17 protein-coding genes are annotated in these 15957 nt (G+C 43.0%); 11 read left to right on the plus strand and 6 right to left on the minus strand.

What is annotated here, in order from left to right:
• Positions 1-387 precede the first annotated feature (387 nt).
• The gene (locus FTU65_RS00005) at positions 388-1164 is read left to right on the plus strand and encodes a TorF family putative porin (protein WP_180064897.1); all 777 of its coding nucleotides are present in this window, start codon (positions 388-390) and stop codon (positions 1162-1164) included.
• A gap of 396 nt (positions 1165-1560) precedes the next feature.
• Positions 1561-2298 (plus strand): TorF family putative porin, encoded by a 738-nt coding sequence (locus FTU65_RS00010; RefSeq protein WP_180064896.1) that lies wholly within the window; start codon positions 1561-1563, stop codon positions 2296-2298.
• Between the two features lie 43 nt (positions 2299-2341).
• Here FTU65_RS00010 and FTU65_RS00015 read toward each other — a convergent pair whose 3' ends face one another.
• Positions 2342-3832, minus strand: coding sequence for a YifB family Mg chelatase-like AAA ATPase (locus FTU65_RS00015; RefSeq protein WP_168378235.1), 1491 nt, complete (start codon positions 3830-3832; stop codon positions 2342-2344).
• Positions 3833-3898: 66 nt separating this feature from the next.
• Positions 3899-4126 carry an accessory factor UbiK family protein gene (locus FTU65_RS00020; RefSeq protein WP_078189551.1) on the minus strand — a complete coding sequence of 76 codons (228 nt, stop codon included), beginning with the start codon at positions 4124-4126 and terminating at the stop codon, positions 3899-3901.
• A 278-nt stretch (positions 4127-4404) separates the two neighbouring features.
• Here FTU65_RS00020 and glnK point away from each other — a divergent pair, with 278 nt between their 5' ends.
• The 7 genes from glnK (at position 4405) to FTU65_RS00055 (ending at position 10573) form a co-directional block, all read left to right on the plus strand.
• On the plus strand, positions 4405-4743 hold the full coding sequence (gene glnK / locus FTU65_RS00025) for a P-II family nitrogen regulator (RefSeq protein WP_067763174.1): 339 nt from the start codon (positions 4405-4407) through the stop codon (positions 4741-4743).
• A 61-nt stretch (positions 4744-4804) separates the two neighbouring features.
• Positions 4805-6196, plus strand: a complete 1392-nt coding sequence (locus FTU65_RS00030; protein WP_180064895.1) for an ammonium transporter — start codon at positions 4805-4807, stop codon at positions 6194-6196.
• 138 nt (positions 6197-6334) lie between these two features.
• Complete coding sequence (gene nrdR, locus FTU65_RS00035) at positions 6335-6793, plus strand: transcriptional regulator NrdR (protein ID WP_067763170.1); 459 nt, start codon at positions 6335-6337, stop codon at positions 6791-6793.
• A gap of 36 nt (positions 6794-6829) precedes the next feature.
• Entirely contained in the window at positions 6830-7933 is a 1104-nt protein-coding gene (gene ribD, locus FTU65_RS00040; protein WP_180064894.1) for a bifunctional diaminohydroxyphosphoribosylaminopyrimidine deaminase/5-amino-6-(5-phosphoribosylamino)uracil reductase RibD, read from the plus strand.
• Entirely contained in the window at positions 7930-9222 is a 1293-nt protein-coding gene (locus FTU65_RS00045) for a DNA adenine methylase (RefSeq protein ID WP_078189462.1), read from the plus strand. The genes ribD and FTU65_RS00045 overlap by 4 nt, the downstream gene beginning before the upstream one ends.
• Before the next feature lie 33 nt (positions 9223-9255).
• On the plus strand, positions 9256-9915 hold the full coding sequence (locus tag FTU65_RS00050; RefSeq protein ID WP_078192598.1) for a riboflavin synthase: 660 nt from the start codon (positions 9256-9258) through the stop codon (positions 9913-9915).
• 112 nt (positions 9916-10027) lie between these two features.
• Entirely contained in the window at positions 10028-10573 is a 546-nt protein-coding gene (locus tag FTU65_RS00055; protein WP_078189460.1) for a VTT domain-containing protein, read from the plus strand.
• Positions 10574-10635: 62 nt separating this feature from the next.
• Here FTU65_RS00055 and FTU65_RS00060 read toward each other — a convergent pair whose 3' ends face one another.
• The 4 genes from FTU65_RS00060 to FTU65_RS00075 all read right to left on the minus strand — a co-directional run bounded on the left by FTU65_RS00060 (position 10636) and on the right by FTU65_RS00075 (position 13523).
• Complete coding sequence (locus FTU65_RS00060) at positions 10636-10854, minus strand: hypothetical protein (protein ID WP_078192596.1); 219 nt, start codon at positions 10852-10854, stop codon at positions 10636-10638.
• Between the two features lie 142 nt (positions 10855-10996).
• Positions 10997-11635 carry a hypothetical protein gene (locus FTU65_RS00065; RefSeq protein ID WP_180064893.1) on the minus strand — a complete coding sequence of 213 codons (639 nt, stop codon included), beginning with the start codon at positions 11633-11635 and terminating at the stop codon, positions 10997-10999.
• A gap of 39 nt (positions 11636-11674) precedes the next feature.
• Positions 11675-12082, minus strand: coding sequence for a DNA polymerase III subunit chi (locus FTU65_RS00070; protein ID WP_078189457.1), 408 nt, complete (start codon positions 12080-12082; stop codon positions 11675-11677).
• Positions 12075-13523 carry a leucyl aminopeptidase gene (locus FTU65_RS00075; RefSeq protein WP_180010689.1) on the minus strand — a complete coding sequence of 483 codons (1449 nt, stop codon included), beginning with the start codon at positions 13521-13523 and terminating at the stop codon, positions 12075-12077. The genes FTU65_RS00070 and FTU65_RS00075 overlap by 8 nt, the downstream gene beginning before the upstream one ends.
• 159 nt (positions 13524-13682) lie before the next feature.
• Here FTU65_RS00075 and lptF point away from each other — a divergent pair, with 159 nt between their 5' ends.
• Positions 13683-14783: an LPS export ABC transporter permease LptF gene (lptF, locus tag FTU65_RS00080; protein ID WP_180064892.1), complete on the plus strand. Its 1101-nt coding sequence runs from the start codon at positions 13683-13685 to the stop codon at positions 14781-14783.
• A gap of 1 nt (position 14784) precedes the next feature.
• Positions 14785-15855, plus strand: coding sequence for an LPS export ABC transporter permease LptG (gene lptG, locus FTU65_RS00085; protein WP_180039929.1), 1071 nt, complete (start codon positions 14785-14787; stop codon positions 15853-15855).
• The last annotated feature ends 102 nt before the right edge of the window (positions 15856-15957 follow it).

Genomic DNA, 15957 nt, shown 5'->3' on the forward strand with positions numbered 1-15957 from the left:
AGACAGAGCAGAACCTGGTCTTCCAGGCTTAACTTGGGCGGTCTGCCTTTGGCAGGGACATGTTTCTTCAATTGCTCAACCATCAAATAGAAAGTTGACCATGAGATGCCTGTGTATCGCTTGAACTGAGGATCAGAAAGCTTGTTTGAATCGATGTATTTCATCCGCAGATTATGCACGAATGCTAAGAAATCCGGAGTGCAAATATTAACCAAAAATAAGATCGTTTTTTGATTTATGAAAGAGATCTAATCTTAGCTTTGTTTTTAAATGATTTAATTTATCAAAATAAGAAAAAAGGGGCTATACAGGGCGGTAAAATCGATTAAAATCGGCGCTAAATTTTACTCAACCCAATCCACGATCGATCCGATGTGGGGACTAAACATGATTCAATTTTATAAAAAAGCAATTTTAAGTATTTTAGTGACCCTAGGCACAGTCCCTGCATTTGCAGAACAAACTGAACAAGCCACAACTGCACAAGGGAATTGGTCTGGAAGTTTGGGCGTGGTAAACAAATATGTGTACCGTGCGAGTGAAGAAAATGATCAAGCGGCATTACAAGCTGGACTTGAATATGCACACAACAGTGGGCTGTTCGCGGGCTATTGGGGTTCTACACTCAACTATGATCCTACGGACGACAGTCAGTCGCATGGTTTTGAACATGATTTCTATGTCGGATATGGACGTGAACTGAATGAAGATTGGAGCTATAAGTCACAAGTGATGGCTTATGTCTATCAAGGTGGAGGTTCTGTTTATAACGACGACCGATCTGAAAAGCGTCGCACGACAGGCGTCGAATTTATTCAGGACATAAGTTATAAAGATTTAACTGCAAGCATGGCTGTATTGTTGTCTGATGTTAATTATGGCAACGCAGGCGATGTATATCTGAACGCTACTTATAGCTATGCATTACCGTATGATGTTTCATTAAATTCATCGCTCGGCGTTTCTGTTTTTAATGACAGTCACGATGACAGCCTATTAACAACCACAGAAGATGTAGTATTCACTGAAGCACGTTTGGGCTTAAGTAAACCGATTGCAGATACTGGATTTGAAATTGCTGCTGACTATGTATGGGGCGGTAAAGATCGAGAAGGCGAGCAATTAGACGATAACGTTGTGGTTGGATTGACCTATTCTTTCTAACATTAACGAGTTGATCGTATTCAGTCATATTCTTGAAAGTGCATAATGGTGATTGTGCACTTTTTTTATGCATTTTTGAGATCGGTGTTGAAAAAATATACTCAAAAAAGCGCATTTTTAAAGTCCTGTTACATCTATCAACCCGAAGATTTAAATAATCTAAATAGATGAAAATCTGCATTCTAAAATAAATTAAAGAGAAAAAAGGCCAAATAGGATAATTAAAAAATAATAAATAAAAACAGTAATATATTGGTTTTTCATAAACCAAAATGGTGACTTTTATAAAAAAAATATGCGCTTATTTTTAAACATGGCACAGCGCTTGCTAATACCTCATTGAGTTCAACGAAATAACCAAAAAATACGTCGTCGCACGATGTGGGGGAACAAACCATGAAATTTGTACTTAAAGCTTTATCAATCGCTGTACTAGGAGCAGCATCGACGTTTACTTTTGCTGAAGCACCTGCTTCTGAGCATTCTGTATCTGGAAATATCGGCGTACTGTCTAGCTATAATTTACGTGGTATTACCAATGTGCCTGAAAATAAAGATGCGACAATCCAAGGTGGTTTGGATTATAGCCATGCATCAGGCTTCTATGCAGGTTGGTGGGGTTCAACATTAAACTATGGTGATGACCTACCGAATGGTTTTGAAAATGATTTTTATGCGGGCTATAACGGTTCAATTAATGATGATCTTGGTTACACAGCAGGTCTAACTTACTACTATTACTATGATATTGATACAAGTGATGCAAACGGTTTAGAAACAATGCTTGGGCTAAGCTATAAAGATTTTGGCTTAACAGCGCAAACTTTGCTTGAAGATGTTTCATGGGGTAATGCAGGTGATACTTATATCAAAGCATCATATAGCTATGCACTTCCTAAAGACTTCAGTCTAGATACCGCGCTTGGTTTATATGCATATCAAGATTCAGGTGATTTTGAAGAAGATTTAGGAACAACAGAAAGCTTTGGTTTCCGTCACTTTGATATTGGTCTAAGCAAGCCTTTAGCAGATACAGGTGTTACCGCAAGCATGAATTACACAGTTGGTGGTTATGACCGTGCGGATGAAAAACAAAAGAATAAAGTCGTATTTGGTTTGAAATACGAATTCTAATTTTAAAGAGCATTAAAAATGGCGACCTTAGGTCGCCATTTTTTTAAGCATTGAGTTGGCTTCGATAGGACAGTGCTTCAGAAACGTGTTGAGCTTGAATGTGTTCACTTTGAGCCAAGTCGGCAATGGTTCTGGCAACACGTAACACCCGATGATAGGCACGCGCAGATAAATTCATTCTCTGCTGGGCTAACTGTAAAATATTCTGTGCAGTAGCATCCAAAACTGCTTGTTGTTCCAATTGCGTCGGCGTCAGTGCCATATTGGATTTTTGCTGGCGATCTATTTGTAACTCATAGGCACGAATGACACGATGCCTAACCGTACTTGAGCTTTCAACCTCTTGCGAACTTTGTAATTCATGCGCTGCCAGTGGCGGGACATCTATATGTAAATCAATACGATCTAATAATGGACCTGAAATACGGTTTTGATAGCGTTTAATACTTTCAGCACTACATTGACAGCGGCTGTCTTGGTTAAAGGCATAGCCACAAGGGCAAGGATTCATTGCTGCGATCAATTGAAAATTTGCAGGGAAAGTGATTTGACGAGAAGCCCGTGAAATCACAATTTCTTTGGATTCGAGTGGTTGCCGTAATACCTCCAACACCTTTCGATCAAATTCAGGCAGCTCATCTAAAAATAAAACCCCTAAATGTGCCAAGGTGATTTCACCCGGTTTAGGATTTGATCCTCCACCGACGAGGGCAATCGCAGATGCCGTATGGTGCGGCGCACGAAATGGACGCTGCCCAAAATGATGATTTGCACCTGCAATGGAATAAATACTCGCGACTTGCAAATTTTCTTGCATATCTAAGGGCGGAAGAATGCTGGCTAAACGCGAGGCGAGTAGAGTTTTACCTGTGCCTGGAGGGCCACGAAATAGCAGGGAATGACCGCCAGCCGCCGCAATTTCTAAAGCACGACGTGGTCTCAGTTGACCTTTCACATCAGATAAATCAAAAGGGTAACTGTGTTGATTGGCTGACGATGTCGAGGGGTGGCTGCTGATTAAGGCTGAACGACTCAAATGTTCACATACATCCTTAAGATGCTGAGCAGGAAAGACTTGGAACTCCGGCAGTTGCGCCGCTTCATCGGCATTGAGTGCCGGTAGAATCAGATGATGCCCGATATGCTGACAGGCAATGGCTATACTTAAGATGCCACTGACAGGTCGTAAATAACCATCAAGTGCCAATTCTCCAATAAATTCAAAACCATCTGCTGCATTTTCAGGAAGTTGTCCCGACGCGATCAGAATCCCTAAAGCAATGGCGAGATCTAAACGTGAACCATCTTTGGGTAAATCTGCGGGTGCTAGATTAATGGTCAGACGTTTGGTCGGAAACTGAAAGCCGCTATTAATAATCGCAGAGCGGACACGGTCTTTACTTTCACGGACGGCGGCCTCAGGTAGGCCCACAATGGTCAATGACGGTAGGCCTTGGCTGACATGAACTTCAACTTCAATTTGGGGTGCATTTAAGCCGAGCAAACCCCGAGTATAGATTTTGGCAAAAGACATATTATTGTTCCGTTATGGTGCATTATTTTTAATCGTTATGCGTCTTTTGTTGCACTAAAAAGGTGCTTATTTTTTGTTCTGAATTTTTTGTTCGAGTTCTTCGACGTGTTTCAACAATTCATTTAAACGTAAATTGGCATTATTCAGTGCAGTACGTTGGCGTTCGATTTCTTCTTTAGATACGAGATCCATTTTGCTCACAGCTTCATTGAGTAAGCTGCGAAGATTATGTTCGACGTCTTTTTTCGGCTGATCGATTTGTTCTAATATCGCTTGTAATAAGGTTTCAATCATTGTTTTGACCATCCTCAGTGAATTGGTGGCAGCAGTTTAACATCGCCACATTCATGACCATAGTGCTTTTATTTAAATATGCGTTTAATCGATCAGTAAAATCGTAATTCTTCTAGTAAAAACGTCTATTTTTATAAGCATACGCAAGATTATCCGTATAAAATAGGTTATAAAGAAATCTCATGCTGGGCTGACTATTTTCCCCCGACTGTAGTCATATTGGCATGAAAATTGAACATAAAACCTTACAGGTGAAATAAGCCGAAGGAAAACAAAACATGAAGCTCGTAACTGCAATTGTAAAACCTTTTAAATTAGATGACGTGCGTGAAGCACTCTCTGAAAATGGTGTTCAAGGGATCACTGTCACTGAAGTTAAAGGCTTCGGTCGCCAGAAAGGTCACACTGAACTTTATCGTGGTGCTGAATATGTGGTTGATTTCTTACCAAAAGTAAAAATCGAAATCGCAATCAGTGATGAAATGGTCGATACCGTAATTGAATCAATTACTCGTGTTGCAAGCACAGGAAAAATTGGCGACGGTAAAATTTTTGTAAGCAATCTGGAACAAGTCATCCGTATCCGTACAGGTGAAACAGGTGCAGATGCCGTTTAAAAAATTGGCATGAAGTTTGCTGAGTAGCTAATAACTCAGAAAATCAGGTCGGGGGATACGAATGAAAAAGATGCTAATTGCACTCGGCTTGTCCAGTGCACTTTTAGGTGGTTCTGTTGCGTGGGCTGAAGAAAGCGCAACAGCACCTACAGAAGAAGTCACAGTAGTTGATACTGCAAATACAACAACGCTAAATACAACAGAAGCTGCAGTTCCAGTTGAAGCAGCGCCAGCACCTGCAGAAGAAGAGCCTAAGCTCGATACAGGTGATACAGCATGGATTTTAGTGTCCACTGCACTTGTTTTACTCATGACAATTCCCGGTTTAGCATTATTTTACGGCGGTATGGTCCGTAAGAAAAATGTACTCAGCACGATGGCACACAGTTTTGTTGCGGCAGGTGTTGTGAGCTTAACGTGGGTGATTGTGGGTTATACCTTAGCATTTGGTGAGGGTAATGCCTTTATCGGTAGCTTAGACAAATTTATGTTGTCGGGTATCACTACAGAAGCGTTGACGGGTACGATTCCAGAGATTCTTTTTGTTATTTTCCAAATGACATTTGCCATCATTACCGTTGCCATTATTAGCGGTTCGATTGCAGAACGTATGAAATTCGGTGCTTTCGTTGCGTTCATCGCAATTTGGAGTGTCGTGGTTTATGCACCAATTACCCACTGGGTATGGGGCGGTGGTTGGTTAGGTAACGACGGTGCGCTTGATTTTGCGGGTGGTACGGTTGTTCACATCAACTCAGGTGTTGCGGGTCTCGTTGCAGCGTACATGCTTGGTAAACGTATGGGGCTTGGCCGTGAATCAATGGCGCCACATAACCTAACGTTAACCGTCATTGGTGCAAGCCTTGTATGGGTAGGTTGGTTCGGTTTCAACGGTGGTTCTGCACTGGGTGCAAATGGTTCCGCTGGTTATGCATTGGTGGTAACACAAGTTGCAGCAGCGGCAGCAGCAGTGGCATGGTTAATTACTGAAAAAGTGGTTCGTGGTAAAGCGTCTGTCTTGGGTGGTGCTTCTGGTGCGGTAGCAGGTCTTGTGGTGATTACACCTGCGGCAGGTTTTGTAACCGTTGGCGGCGCTTTAGCGATGGGTCTGATCGGTGGTGTGGTTTGCTTCTGGGGTATTACTGCGCTGAAACGTGCCTTGAAAGCGGATGACTCTTTGGATGCGTTTGGTCTACATGGTGTCGGTGGTATCGTAGGTGCGATCCTTACAGCATTCTTTGCCAGCGAATTCATCATGGGTGATAAAGCACCGAGCAACTTAATGCATCAATTATGGGTTCAAGTCGAAGGTGTACTAGCGACTATTGCTTACTCAGCTGTGATGACATTCATTATCTTGAAAGTGATTGATCTAGTGATTGGCATCCGTGTTGAAGCTGATGACGAACGAATGGGTCTAGACTTAAGTCAACATGGTGAACGTGTAGAATAATAAGATTTCAGTAAATCAATATATTGTGTAAAACAGCCCAAAAGGGCTGTTTTTTTTCCATATCTAGCGTAAAGCTCTACAAATTTCAAAATTTTTGCTACACTCTAAATCCATTCGGATTTGTTCAATTTAACCGCTATGCATTGTCCATTTTGCAACGCTGAAGACAGTAAAGTGATTGACTCACGTCTTGCTGCTGAAGGCTGTCAGATACGCCGCCGCCGTGAATGTATTAGTTGCGGTGAACGTTTTACAACTTTTGAAAGCTATGAAGTGGTGATGCCGCGTGTCATCAAGTCTGATTCAAAGAGCGAACCTTTTGATGAAGCCAAGCTCCGCCGCTCGCTCATGCATGCCTTGCAAAAGCGTCCAGTAACGCAAGAGCAAATTGAAACGGTACTCAGTGATATTCAATTGCAAATTCGCCGTTTGGGTGAACGTGACGTGAAATCACGCACCATTGGTGAAATTGTCATGCAGTCTTTGTTTGCTTTAGATCATGTGGCTTATGTACGTTTTGCTTCTGTGTATCAAGACTTCCAAGATGTAGAAGCTTTTCGTCGTCAAATTGAACAAATGCAGCAGCGTGAGCACTAATGCACATCTGCTTCCATTTTTATCATGAGTGATTACATGTCTGAGTTAGATCAAGTGACTTTGCAGCAGCATCAACAGTGGATGCGGCGTGCAATTGCATTGGCACAGCAGGGGCAATACAGCACTCGTCCCAATCCCAATGTGGGCTGTGTGATTGTCAAAGATGGTCAATTGGTTGGTGAAGGCTTTCATCCCAAAGCGGGTCAGCCGCATGCAGAAGTCTTTGCAATGCGTGATGCAGGTGAGTCCGCACGTGGCGCAACCGCTTATGTGACTTTGGAGCCTTGCGCACACTATGGACGTACGCCACCTTGTGCCAAAGGCTTGGTGGAAGCAGGTGTTGCTCAAGTCGTTGTGGCCTGTCCCGATCCGAATCCATTGGTTGCGGGTAAAGGTGTACAAATCCTACGTGATGCTGGCATTGAAGTGATTACGGGTATTTGTGAAGCAGAAGCGCATCAATTGAACTTGGGCTTTTTAAAAGCCATGGCGACGGGCATGCCTTATGTCTGCCTCAAAGTCGCATCGAGCCTTGATGGACGCACAGCGATGGCCTCGGGTGAGTCTAAATGGATTACCGGTGCAATGGCGCGACAAGATGTACAACATTGGCGTGCGATATCAGGTGCTGTGATTACTGGGATTGAAACAGTATTAGCAGATGATTGCTTACTCAACGTACGTCAACTCGATGATGCTGTTGATATGCGAAGCGTGGTTCAGCCGAAACGTATCGTGCTAGATCGCCAAGGCCGCTTGCCATTAAGCGCAAAAATATTGCAGCAACCTGAAACCGTGATGGTCATGGGGCCATATCGTCAGGAACTTGCTGACTTGGGCGTGGTACAATTTGAAATTCAGCCTTTGGCCGATCTGTTAGCAGCATGCGTTCAACAGTTCCAAATTTATGATGTCCTTGTGGAAGCCGGTGCGACACTTTCGACCGCTTTCTTACAAGAACATTTGATCGATGAAATGATCAGTTATGTTGCACCGACCTTGTTGGGTCAGTCAGCACGTGCGATGTTTAATGCGGAATTTGACCGCATGGCAGAGCAGCTTCGATTTAAGCTGAAAGATGTCACTCAATTGGGTGATGACATTCGCTTAAGGTTAATCCCTTCTCAAGAGACGCTATGAATTCAGAGTCTACGGTTTATCACAAACGTCGTCATGCGGCTCGTACCACAGACGAATATCTTTTCCATCAGTTGGTTCCTTATTTGGGAAACAAACGCCGCCTATTACATCTGATTTTAGAAGCACTTGAGCAAACGGGAACCTTAAAACGCGAAGATGGTCGTGCGCCGATATTTGCAGACTTTTTTGCAGGTTCGGGTGTGGTATCACGGTTGGCTCGTCAAAACGGCTATCGTGTTATTGCCAATGACTGGGAACCCTACAGCCATGCCTTGAACAGCGCGATTCTCTCTTGCGTTGAAGCACCTGCTTTTAAAGAGTTGGGTGGCTATCAGAAAGCGATTGATTATCTGAACCGTTTGCCAGAAGTTAAAGGTTGGGTGACCCATAACTTGTGTCCACGTAATGATGAAATCTACGATCCGGCACGTGACCGTTTATTCTTTAAACGTCGTAATGGTATGCGTATCGATGCGATTCGTCAGCAAATTGCAACTTGGCAGGCTCAAGGCGCGATTGATGATGTGGAAATGAGTGCTTTGTTGGCACCGTTATTGTATTCAGCAAGTTTTGTCAGCAATACCAGCGGTGTATTTAAAAGCTTTCATCATGGTTGGGGTGGTAAAACCCAAGCAGCCTTAGATCGTATCGGTTCATTGTTATGGCTGACCCCAAGTCGTTTTTGTGAAATTGGTGATCCGAAAAAACCCGCCGCGGAAATGTGGTGTGTCGACGCACAGCATTTGGCCAATCAAATGAGCGGCTTTGAAGTAGATGTGGCTTATCTCGATCCACCATATAACCAACATGCTTATAGCAGTAACTACCATGTGTTGAATGCCTTAACGTTATGGGATCAGGTGGATTTACCAACGCCAGATACCAAAGGCTTTAAGAGCGGAATCGACCGTGCATGGCGTAAAGAACGTCCAAGTCCATATAATTCTTCGAAGCATGCGAAAGAAGCTTATGAAAAATTATTAGAAACCATCAATGCACGTTACATCCTGACGAGCTATTCAACCGATGGTAATATCAGCGCCACAGATTTGTTACAAGCCAATTTAAAACGTGGCCGAGTAAGCTTATTGACGCAAGATGTACCACGTTACCGCGTGAGTAAGCAGCGTCAGTCTGAACGTGCACGCGTACTAGAGTTTATTGTCATCACGGATACGCATGCCAAATCAGGTCCACCAATCCGTCAGTTGTTGAGTCAATTGCACCATTTTGCTGAATTGGGTGGTGTCGATACCTCTGGCGTGAGCACGCAACTTGATTTGTGGTAAAAATCATCGCCCCATATTTTTCAGGGATTGAACATGTTTACAGGCATTATTGAAAGTCTAGGTAAAGTTGAAAGCATTCAAAACGTGGGTGGCGATGTCCGCTTGCGTATCCAGACAGATTTAGACATGTCGGATGTGCATTTGGGAGATTCTATTGCCACCAATGGCATTTGCTTAACCGTGATTGACTTTGGTAGCAATTGGTATGCAGCTGATGTATCACGTGAAAGTTTAAATCGGACCACTTTGGAACACTGGAAAGCAGGGCAGGCAGTAAATGTGGAAAAAGCCATGTTGCCGACCACGCGTTTTGGTGGACATATTGTCAGTGGTCATGTCGATGCAGTGGGTGAAATCACTCAAGTTCGTTCAGATGCACGTTCAATTTATTTTGAAGTGACCGCACCGAAAGAAATTGCACGCTATTTAGCAGAAAAAGGCTCTGTGACCGTGGATGGTATTAGCCTGACGATTAACCATTTACGTGGCAATGTGCTGAGCTTAAATTTAATTCCGCACACGGCTGAACGAACCAATATCGGTACGTGGAAAGCTGGGGCTAAAGTGAACTTGGAAGTGGATGTTTTAGCACGTTATATTGAGCGTTTATTGCTCGGAGATAAAGCCGCTGAGACCACAGCGCAATCTAAAATTAGCTTAGATTTTCTCGCTGAAAATGGCTTCTTGAAATAAGTTGATACCGAAGAAAACCAAACAGTCTGATTGAAAAATTAGACTGTTTTTTTATTTTTGGTGATAATGCGTCGCGGAATGACATATATGATGAATAATCAGACAGGTGATAATGATTGATTTCTTACTGAATCTGGAACAGTGGTTACCCATGTTATTGGAAAATTATGGTGTGTGGATTTATGCCATTTTATTTCTGGTGATATTTTCAGAAACGGGTTCAGTATTTATGTTCTTCCTGCCGGGAGACAGCCTGTTGCTTGCCATCGGCGCATTATGTTCAACGACGGAAGTGGTGCATTTACACACCATGGGGCTGATGTTATTTGTCGCATCGGTCTTGGGCTACTGCGTCAATTACTATACGGGCAGCGTGCTAGGCATTAAGTACTTTAATAAGCACACACGTTACTTTAAGCCCGAATATATGGTCAAAACCAATAAATATTTTATGAAGCATGGCGGTAAAACGATTTTAGTCGCACGCTTTGTACCTTTTGTACGTTCTTTTGCGCCTTTTGCCGCTGGGTCTGCGCGCATGAGCCTCGGTACATTTATGTTTTATAATGTGCTAGGTGGTTTCATCTGGATTGGATTACTACTCGGTATCGGTTATTTCCTAGGACATACTGTTTCTGCAGTTGCAGATTTGGTCTAAGCTAAACTTAGACATAAAAAAAGCCCACAGTTGTGGGCTTTTTTTATGGAGTCGATGATAACTTAGTGTTTTGTAACGGTCACCACATCAAGGGTTTGAAAAATCGAGCTGTGGGGCGGTTGCTGAATGCTAAAACCACCTTTTTCTGATTCTCGGCTGAGATACACCGAAATACTGTGAAAGTCTGAATGACTCAGCCAAAGATCTTTGGCACGAATGTCCCATTGTTCTCCAGCAGATAGAGAGGATATTTTCTGGGTAATCTGGTGAATGATGTCCATATTGAATTCCCATCTGGATGCATGATTATATTTTTAGGATGCCTGAAGCATTGTGTTTTGAGGGACAATGCTTCAGCCATATGAACATCATGTTGCAAATACATGTCAGTTTAATGACAGTGACCAGATTTCGATGGACGGTTTAAGATGCTTGGGACGATGTAGATTCTGTCGAAAAATTGGAGTTTTCTAAGATATAGTCAATTTCTTCTTGTGCGGCTGTTTTCAATTTTGCACGGAAATCACTGACGGCCATTTCGATTTGCGTTTCTGCTTCAAGTTCCAAACGCACGCGTACACTTTCGAGTTCTGACAACATCTGTCCTTCGCTCACCGATAAGCTTTGACTTAATCCCGCTAAACCCGTTTCAGGGTTTTTATGATAGCGAGCGGCATAGTATTGTACTTCACGATCAAGATTATGCTGCATCATGGTGAGCGCTTGCGTTTGTGCAGCAAAGCGTAACTCTTCGTCGCGTCTCAGTTGTTCTGCATAGGCTTGTTCAGCTTCACGTTTTTCTTCTAAGGCTTTTTCTAAAGCCAATTGTTTGCGAATACGAGCATCTTCAATCAACTGTGCTTTTAAATCTGCATAAGCAGACTCAATTTTGTCAAAAGACACTTGCTGCTGTTGTTGGTCATTGACTAGCCATTGTTGAATGTCTGTACTGGGATTGAGTACATCGCAAACGCGACCAAGGTCATCAATAAAGGTCTGACGAATAGCTTCAGGTACTTTTAACCAGCGCTGTTTAAAGTCTGGACCGACATTCAATGCCATGGTGCACCTCCTTGCAAATAGGGTAAAACCAATATCACGTTAAAGTTTATGGGTCTGCGGTTGAACGCCCAAACGTCGATATTGTTTATATTTTTCACGCCCGATAATTTTAGCGGGTTCGTTATTTTCAATAATTTCGATAATGTGACTAAAACTTGCGAACTGTTCAAGTGCTTGATCGTTAAAATTAAACACAATCCAGTCGGCTTGCTCAGGCAATTGGGCAGAAATACAGACCGTTGCCTCGGCTTGATCGATACCATGGGGAATGAAACCTGTGTGATCGAAACTCCACAGGCGTTCATCAAGTTGTTGCTGTAAGTCTGGGTCAGCACAATGTAGCCAAATACGTACAGGCTGACGCAGGATCTTACGGCATAAACGACAAGTGCTTTCGACTTGTCGTTCAGGACTTTTTTCAAATAAATAAAAGCTAACTTTAGCCATTCGATTGAGCACGATTCGCTAAGAATTGCATTAATAATGGTACAGGACGACCTGTTGCGCCTTTATTTGCACCTGAGTTCCATGCAGTCCCAGCAATGTCTAAATGCGCCCAACGGTATTCACGCGTAAAGCGTTGAAGGAAACATGCAGCGGTCACAGAACCTGCTTTTGGACCACCAATGTTGGCAATATCTGCAAATGGAGAATCAAGTTGTTCTTGATAATCTTCAATCACTGGCATGCGCCATACGCGGTCAAAGCTATGTTGACCCGCAGCAGTCAATTCAGCCGCCAGTTCATCATCCGGAGTGAACATACCGGTAAGGACTGAACCTAATGCCACAACACATGCACCAGTGAGGGTTGCAATATCAATCACCAGTGCAGGATTAAAGCGTTTTACATAGGTCAAGGTATCGCACAGCACCAAACGACCTTCGGCATCGGTATTTAAAATTTCAACGGTTTGACCGCTCATGGTGGTCACGATGTCGCCCGGGCGAGTGGCATGACCAGACGGCATGTTTTCTGCAGCAGCAATTGCGCCGACCACATGAATCGGTAATTTCGCTTCACACAACGCACGGATGGTACCCAAAACTGATGCAGAACCGCACATGTCGAATTTCATTTCGTCCATGCCCGCACCTGGTTTAAGTGAGATACCACCCGTATCAAAAGTCACGCCTTTACCAACAAGCACTACAGGGGCTTCTTCACGATTTGAAAGGTATTCGATGGTAATAATACGGCCTGGACGGTCAGAACCTTTACTCACAGCAAGGAAAGCACCCATACCGAGATCAGCCATTTGCTGTTCATCGAGTACAGTCACTTTGAGTTGATCCGGAAATTCAGCTGCAAGCGCTTGAGCTTGTTCGGCTAAATATTCAGGGAAGCAGATATTGCCCGGACGGTTACCTAGGTCACGAGTAAAACTTTGACCTGATTGCACTGCAGAAATTAATTCAAGCTGTGCAGTGGTTAATGGACTTTCAGCAGCGATTAAATGGATCTGCTCCAAAACAAATTCATTTTTCTTAGACTTGTATTCATCAAATGCATAAGCCGCTTGCGTCAGGCTAAGTGCAAATAAATAATGTTGTTCTTGTGGTAGGGCAGAGATATCGACACTGATCTGTTTGAATTTTTTTTGTGACGCTTTAATAATGGTTTGTGCAATTTTTGCAAATTTATTGACCTGTAATTCAGCAACTTTGCCGAGGCCTAAAAGAGCGCTATTGCGACAAGCGGCAATGTTCGCCACCAAAGGCAGGCTTTCATTGAGTGCTGCTTTAAATTGAGTTGCTTCAATTAAATTATCTAAATCATTGATTTGATATGAAGTAGCTGCATTTGTAACGTGCTCAGAATCTACTAATATCAACAAATATTGGCTGGACGCATTCGCTTGGAATGACGTATTAATAGAAAGTTTCATGTGCGGTATTTATGCCTTTTTAAATTTATAAACCATTAAACCATTGAAACATTTATATGAATAGAGTTTCAATGAGCAACAAGGGTATAGGTTTTATATTTTCTACATTCGGGTAAACTAACGCTAGTTTTTATTGGCCCTATTTTTGGAAGAATTAATTTGATTATTCGGCGTTATCTGGTCAAGCAAGTGGTGTCGACATCACTGGTTGTGATTGCCTTATTGACCTTGATCATGATGGGTGGTCGTTTGATCAAGTACTTTGGTGTGGCGGCGCAGGGTCGTTTAGATGCAAGTATTTTATTTAGCATCATTGGCTACCGTTTGCCTGAGTTTTTAACTTTAATTCTTCCGCTCGGTTTCTTTATTGGTCTGATGTTGGTCTTTGGTCGTCTGTATGTCGATCATGAAATGGCTGTACTCAATGGTAGTGGTGTCAGTCGAAATCAATTGTCACGTTTATTGGTGCCAATGACCGTGGTCTTTATGGCTGTTCAAGCATTTTTGATGCTGTGGGCTTCGCCTTGGGGCATCCGCCAGTTTGAAGCATTAACGACTTCACAAGCGGTACGAACAGGCTTTGACTTGGTTCGACCAAAAGAGTTTATTTCCTCTGGGCCCTATACTATTTATGCAGGCGACTTGTCAGAAGACCGTAAAAACTTAAAAGATATTTTCTTCTATCAGCGTGCAGAAAAGGAGGGTAAGCCTGATGTCATTATTTTGGCAAAAGAAGCGACCCGCGTCGAAGTGCCCAATGATAATGCCAATGTCGTTGATTTAGTTGAAGGTCGCCGTTACGAAATCTATCCAGGACAACCGCGCTATTCTCAAGCTGAATTCCAAAGTTATCGTTTACGTTTAGAAAATGATAAAGAAGCAAAATTTGAAAGTACCGAAGTAGAAGCTTTGCCAACCTCGAAGTTATGGGATAACCGTCATGATCCTGTGGTTGTCAGTGAACTTGGTTGGCGAATTTTTGTGCCGTTCGCTATTTTGGTGGCGTTATTGCTTGCCACCGCTTTGTCTGAGGTAAGTCCTCGTCAAGGGCGTTACCTAAAACTGTTCCCCGCCTTACTTATTTTTGCCAGTTTAATCGTGGCTTTAATGGCGATCAAAACGCGGATCAGTAAAGATGAAATGGGCATCTGGGCTTATCCACTGGTCTTAGTGATTTACGGCATTGCAGCAGCATTGTTCTCGCGTAAACAAAAATTAGCGCCCAAAATTAAGAAACAAATTCAGCGAGTGAGGTCTTAAAATGTTGGCACGTCGTATAGTTGCAAAACATGTGACCAAAACTACTGCTTTAGCCATGCTTGGTGCGACCGCGGTATTGGCTGGCTTACAAGTGCTTTTTACTTATTTAGGTGAATTGGGCTCGCTGAAAGAAGGCTATAACGCATGGAATGCTTTGCAGTATGTGTTATGGAGTTCACCGAATTATTTATATGAAATTTTACCGATTTCAGCCTTGATTGGCGCGGTACTGGGTTTAGGTACTCTAGCTTCAAATAGTGAATTGATTGTCATGCGTTCGGTCGGCATCAGCCTTTGGCGGATTGTGGGCTGGGTGATTCGTTCGGCACTCATTTTGGTGGTTTTATCCTTTGCATTAAGCGAATGGGTCATTCCCTATACCAATGAACAAGCCAAAAGCGTCAAAAGTCACCGCACTGCGGCTGAGTTGGGTGAAGTCAAAGGCTATTGGTCGCGTGAAGGTCAGCGCTTTATTTATATTGACTATGCCAATTCGCAAGGTCAAATTAAAGATGTTCAGGTTGTTGATTTTGATGAAAAATATCGTTTGCGAGGCACTTTGGATGCGGAGCAAGGGAATTTTGTTAAAAATGGCTCTTGGTCGCTACAAAATTCAACCCAAGTGGATCTATTAGCGACGGGTGATGCTGTAGCGAAGCAAAATGCTGAACAGCCGCTTTCATTGGCGTTGCAACCTAAATATGTGCATATGGTTACCATTGACCCTGAAGACCTATCACCGAGTCAATTGGTGAGCTTTATGAGCTATATGCATGAATATAGCCAAGTCCCGAAGACCTACCAATTGGCATTTTGGCAAAAGTTTGGTTCGCCCTTTGCTTTAATTGCCTTGGTGGTGATTGCTTGTTCATTTATTTTTGGACCTTTACGTCAACAGTCGATGGGTTTCCGCTTGGTGATTGCCTTATTTGCTGGACTGGGCTTTTACTACTTACAAGATTTCTTGGGTTATGCCAGTTTGGTGTACGCACCATCGCCTGCATGGTTCGTCTTTATACCAATTATTTTGATGTTTGTAGCGGGTGGCTATCTGCTGCATCGCGCACGTTAAGTGCATGCAAGATTGAGTAAAACAATGTTGATGACCTAGATAAACCATGGTTGTCACATAGAGTCTTCACCGAAAATTCGGTAAGATAGTATGATTAATTTA

Source organism: Acinetobacter sp. YH12129 (assembly GCF_013418685.1).
GTDB lineage: Bacteria > Pseudomonadota > Gammaproteobacteria > Pseudomonadales > Moraxellaceae > Acinetobacter > Acinetobacter amyesii.

Excerpts from the sequence above, each read along its gene's own strand:
- FTU65_RS00060 (WP_078192596.1), bottom strand. The coding sequence starts at position 10,854 with ATGGACATCATTCACCAGATTACCCAGAAAATATCCTCTCTATCTGCT.
- FTU65_RS00065 (WP_180064893.1), bottom strand. The coding sequence starts at position 11,635 with ATGGCATTGAATGTCGGTCCAGACTTTAAACAGCGCTGGTTAAAAGTA.
- FTU65_RS00045 (WP_078189462.1), top strand. The coding sequence starts at position 7,930 with ATGAATTCAGAGTCTACGGTTTATCACAAACGTCGTCATGCGGCTCGT.
- FTU65_RS00005 (WP_180064897.1), top strand. The coding sequence starts at position 388 with ATGATTCAATTTTATAAAAAAGCAATTTTAAGTATTTTAGTGACCCTA.
- FTU65_RS00075 (WP_180010689.1), bottom strand. The coding sequence starts at position 13,523 with ATGAAACTTTCTATTAATACGTCATTCCAAGCGAATGCGTCCAGCCAA.
- nrdR (WP_067763170.1), top strand. The coding sequence starts at position 6,335 with ATGCATTGTCCATTTTGCAACGCTGAAGACAGTAAAGTGATTGACTCA.
- FTU65_RS00070 (WP_078189457.1), bottom strand. The coding sequence starts at position 12,082 with ATGGCTAAAGTTAGCTTTTATTTATTTGAAAAAAGTCCTGAACGACAA.
- FTU65_RS00055 (WP_078189460.1), top strand. The coding sequence starts at position 10,028 with ATGATTGATTTCTTACTGAATCTGGAACAGTGGTTACCCATGTTATTG.
- lptG (WP_180039929.1), top strand. The coding sequence starts at position 14,785 with ATGTTGGCACGTCGTATAGTTGCAAAACATGTGACCAAAACTACTGCT.
- FTU65_RS00050 (WP_078192598.1), top strand. The coding sequence starts at position 9,256 with ATGTTTACAGGCATTATTGAAAGTCTAGGTAAAGTTGAAAGCATTCAA.
- FTU65_RS00020 (WP_078189551.1), bottom strand. The coding sequence starts at position 4,126 with ATGATTGAAACCTTATTACAAGCGATATTAGAACAAATCGATCAGCCG.
- FTU65_RS00030 (WP_180064895.1), top strand. The coding sequence starts at position 4,805 with ATGAAAAAGATGCTAATTGCACTCGGCTTGTCCAGTGCACTTTTAGGT.
- glnK (WP_067763174.1), top strand. The coding sequence starts at position 4,405 with ATGAAGCTCGTAACTGCAATTGTAAAACCTTTTAAATTAGATGACGTG.
- ribD (WP_180064894.1), top strand. The coding sequence starts at position 6,830 with ATGTCTGAGTTAGATCAAGTGACTTTGCAGCAGCATCAACAGTGGATG.
- FTU65_RS00010 (WP_180064896.1), top strand. The coding sequence starts at position 1,561 with ATGAAATTTGTACTTAAAGCTTTATCAATCGCTGTACTAGGAGCAGCA.
- FTU65_RS00015 (WP_168378235.1), bottom strand. The coding sequence starts at position 3,832 with ATGTCTTTTGCCAAAATCTATACTCGGGGTTTGCTCGGCTTAAATGCA.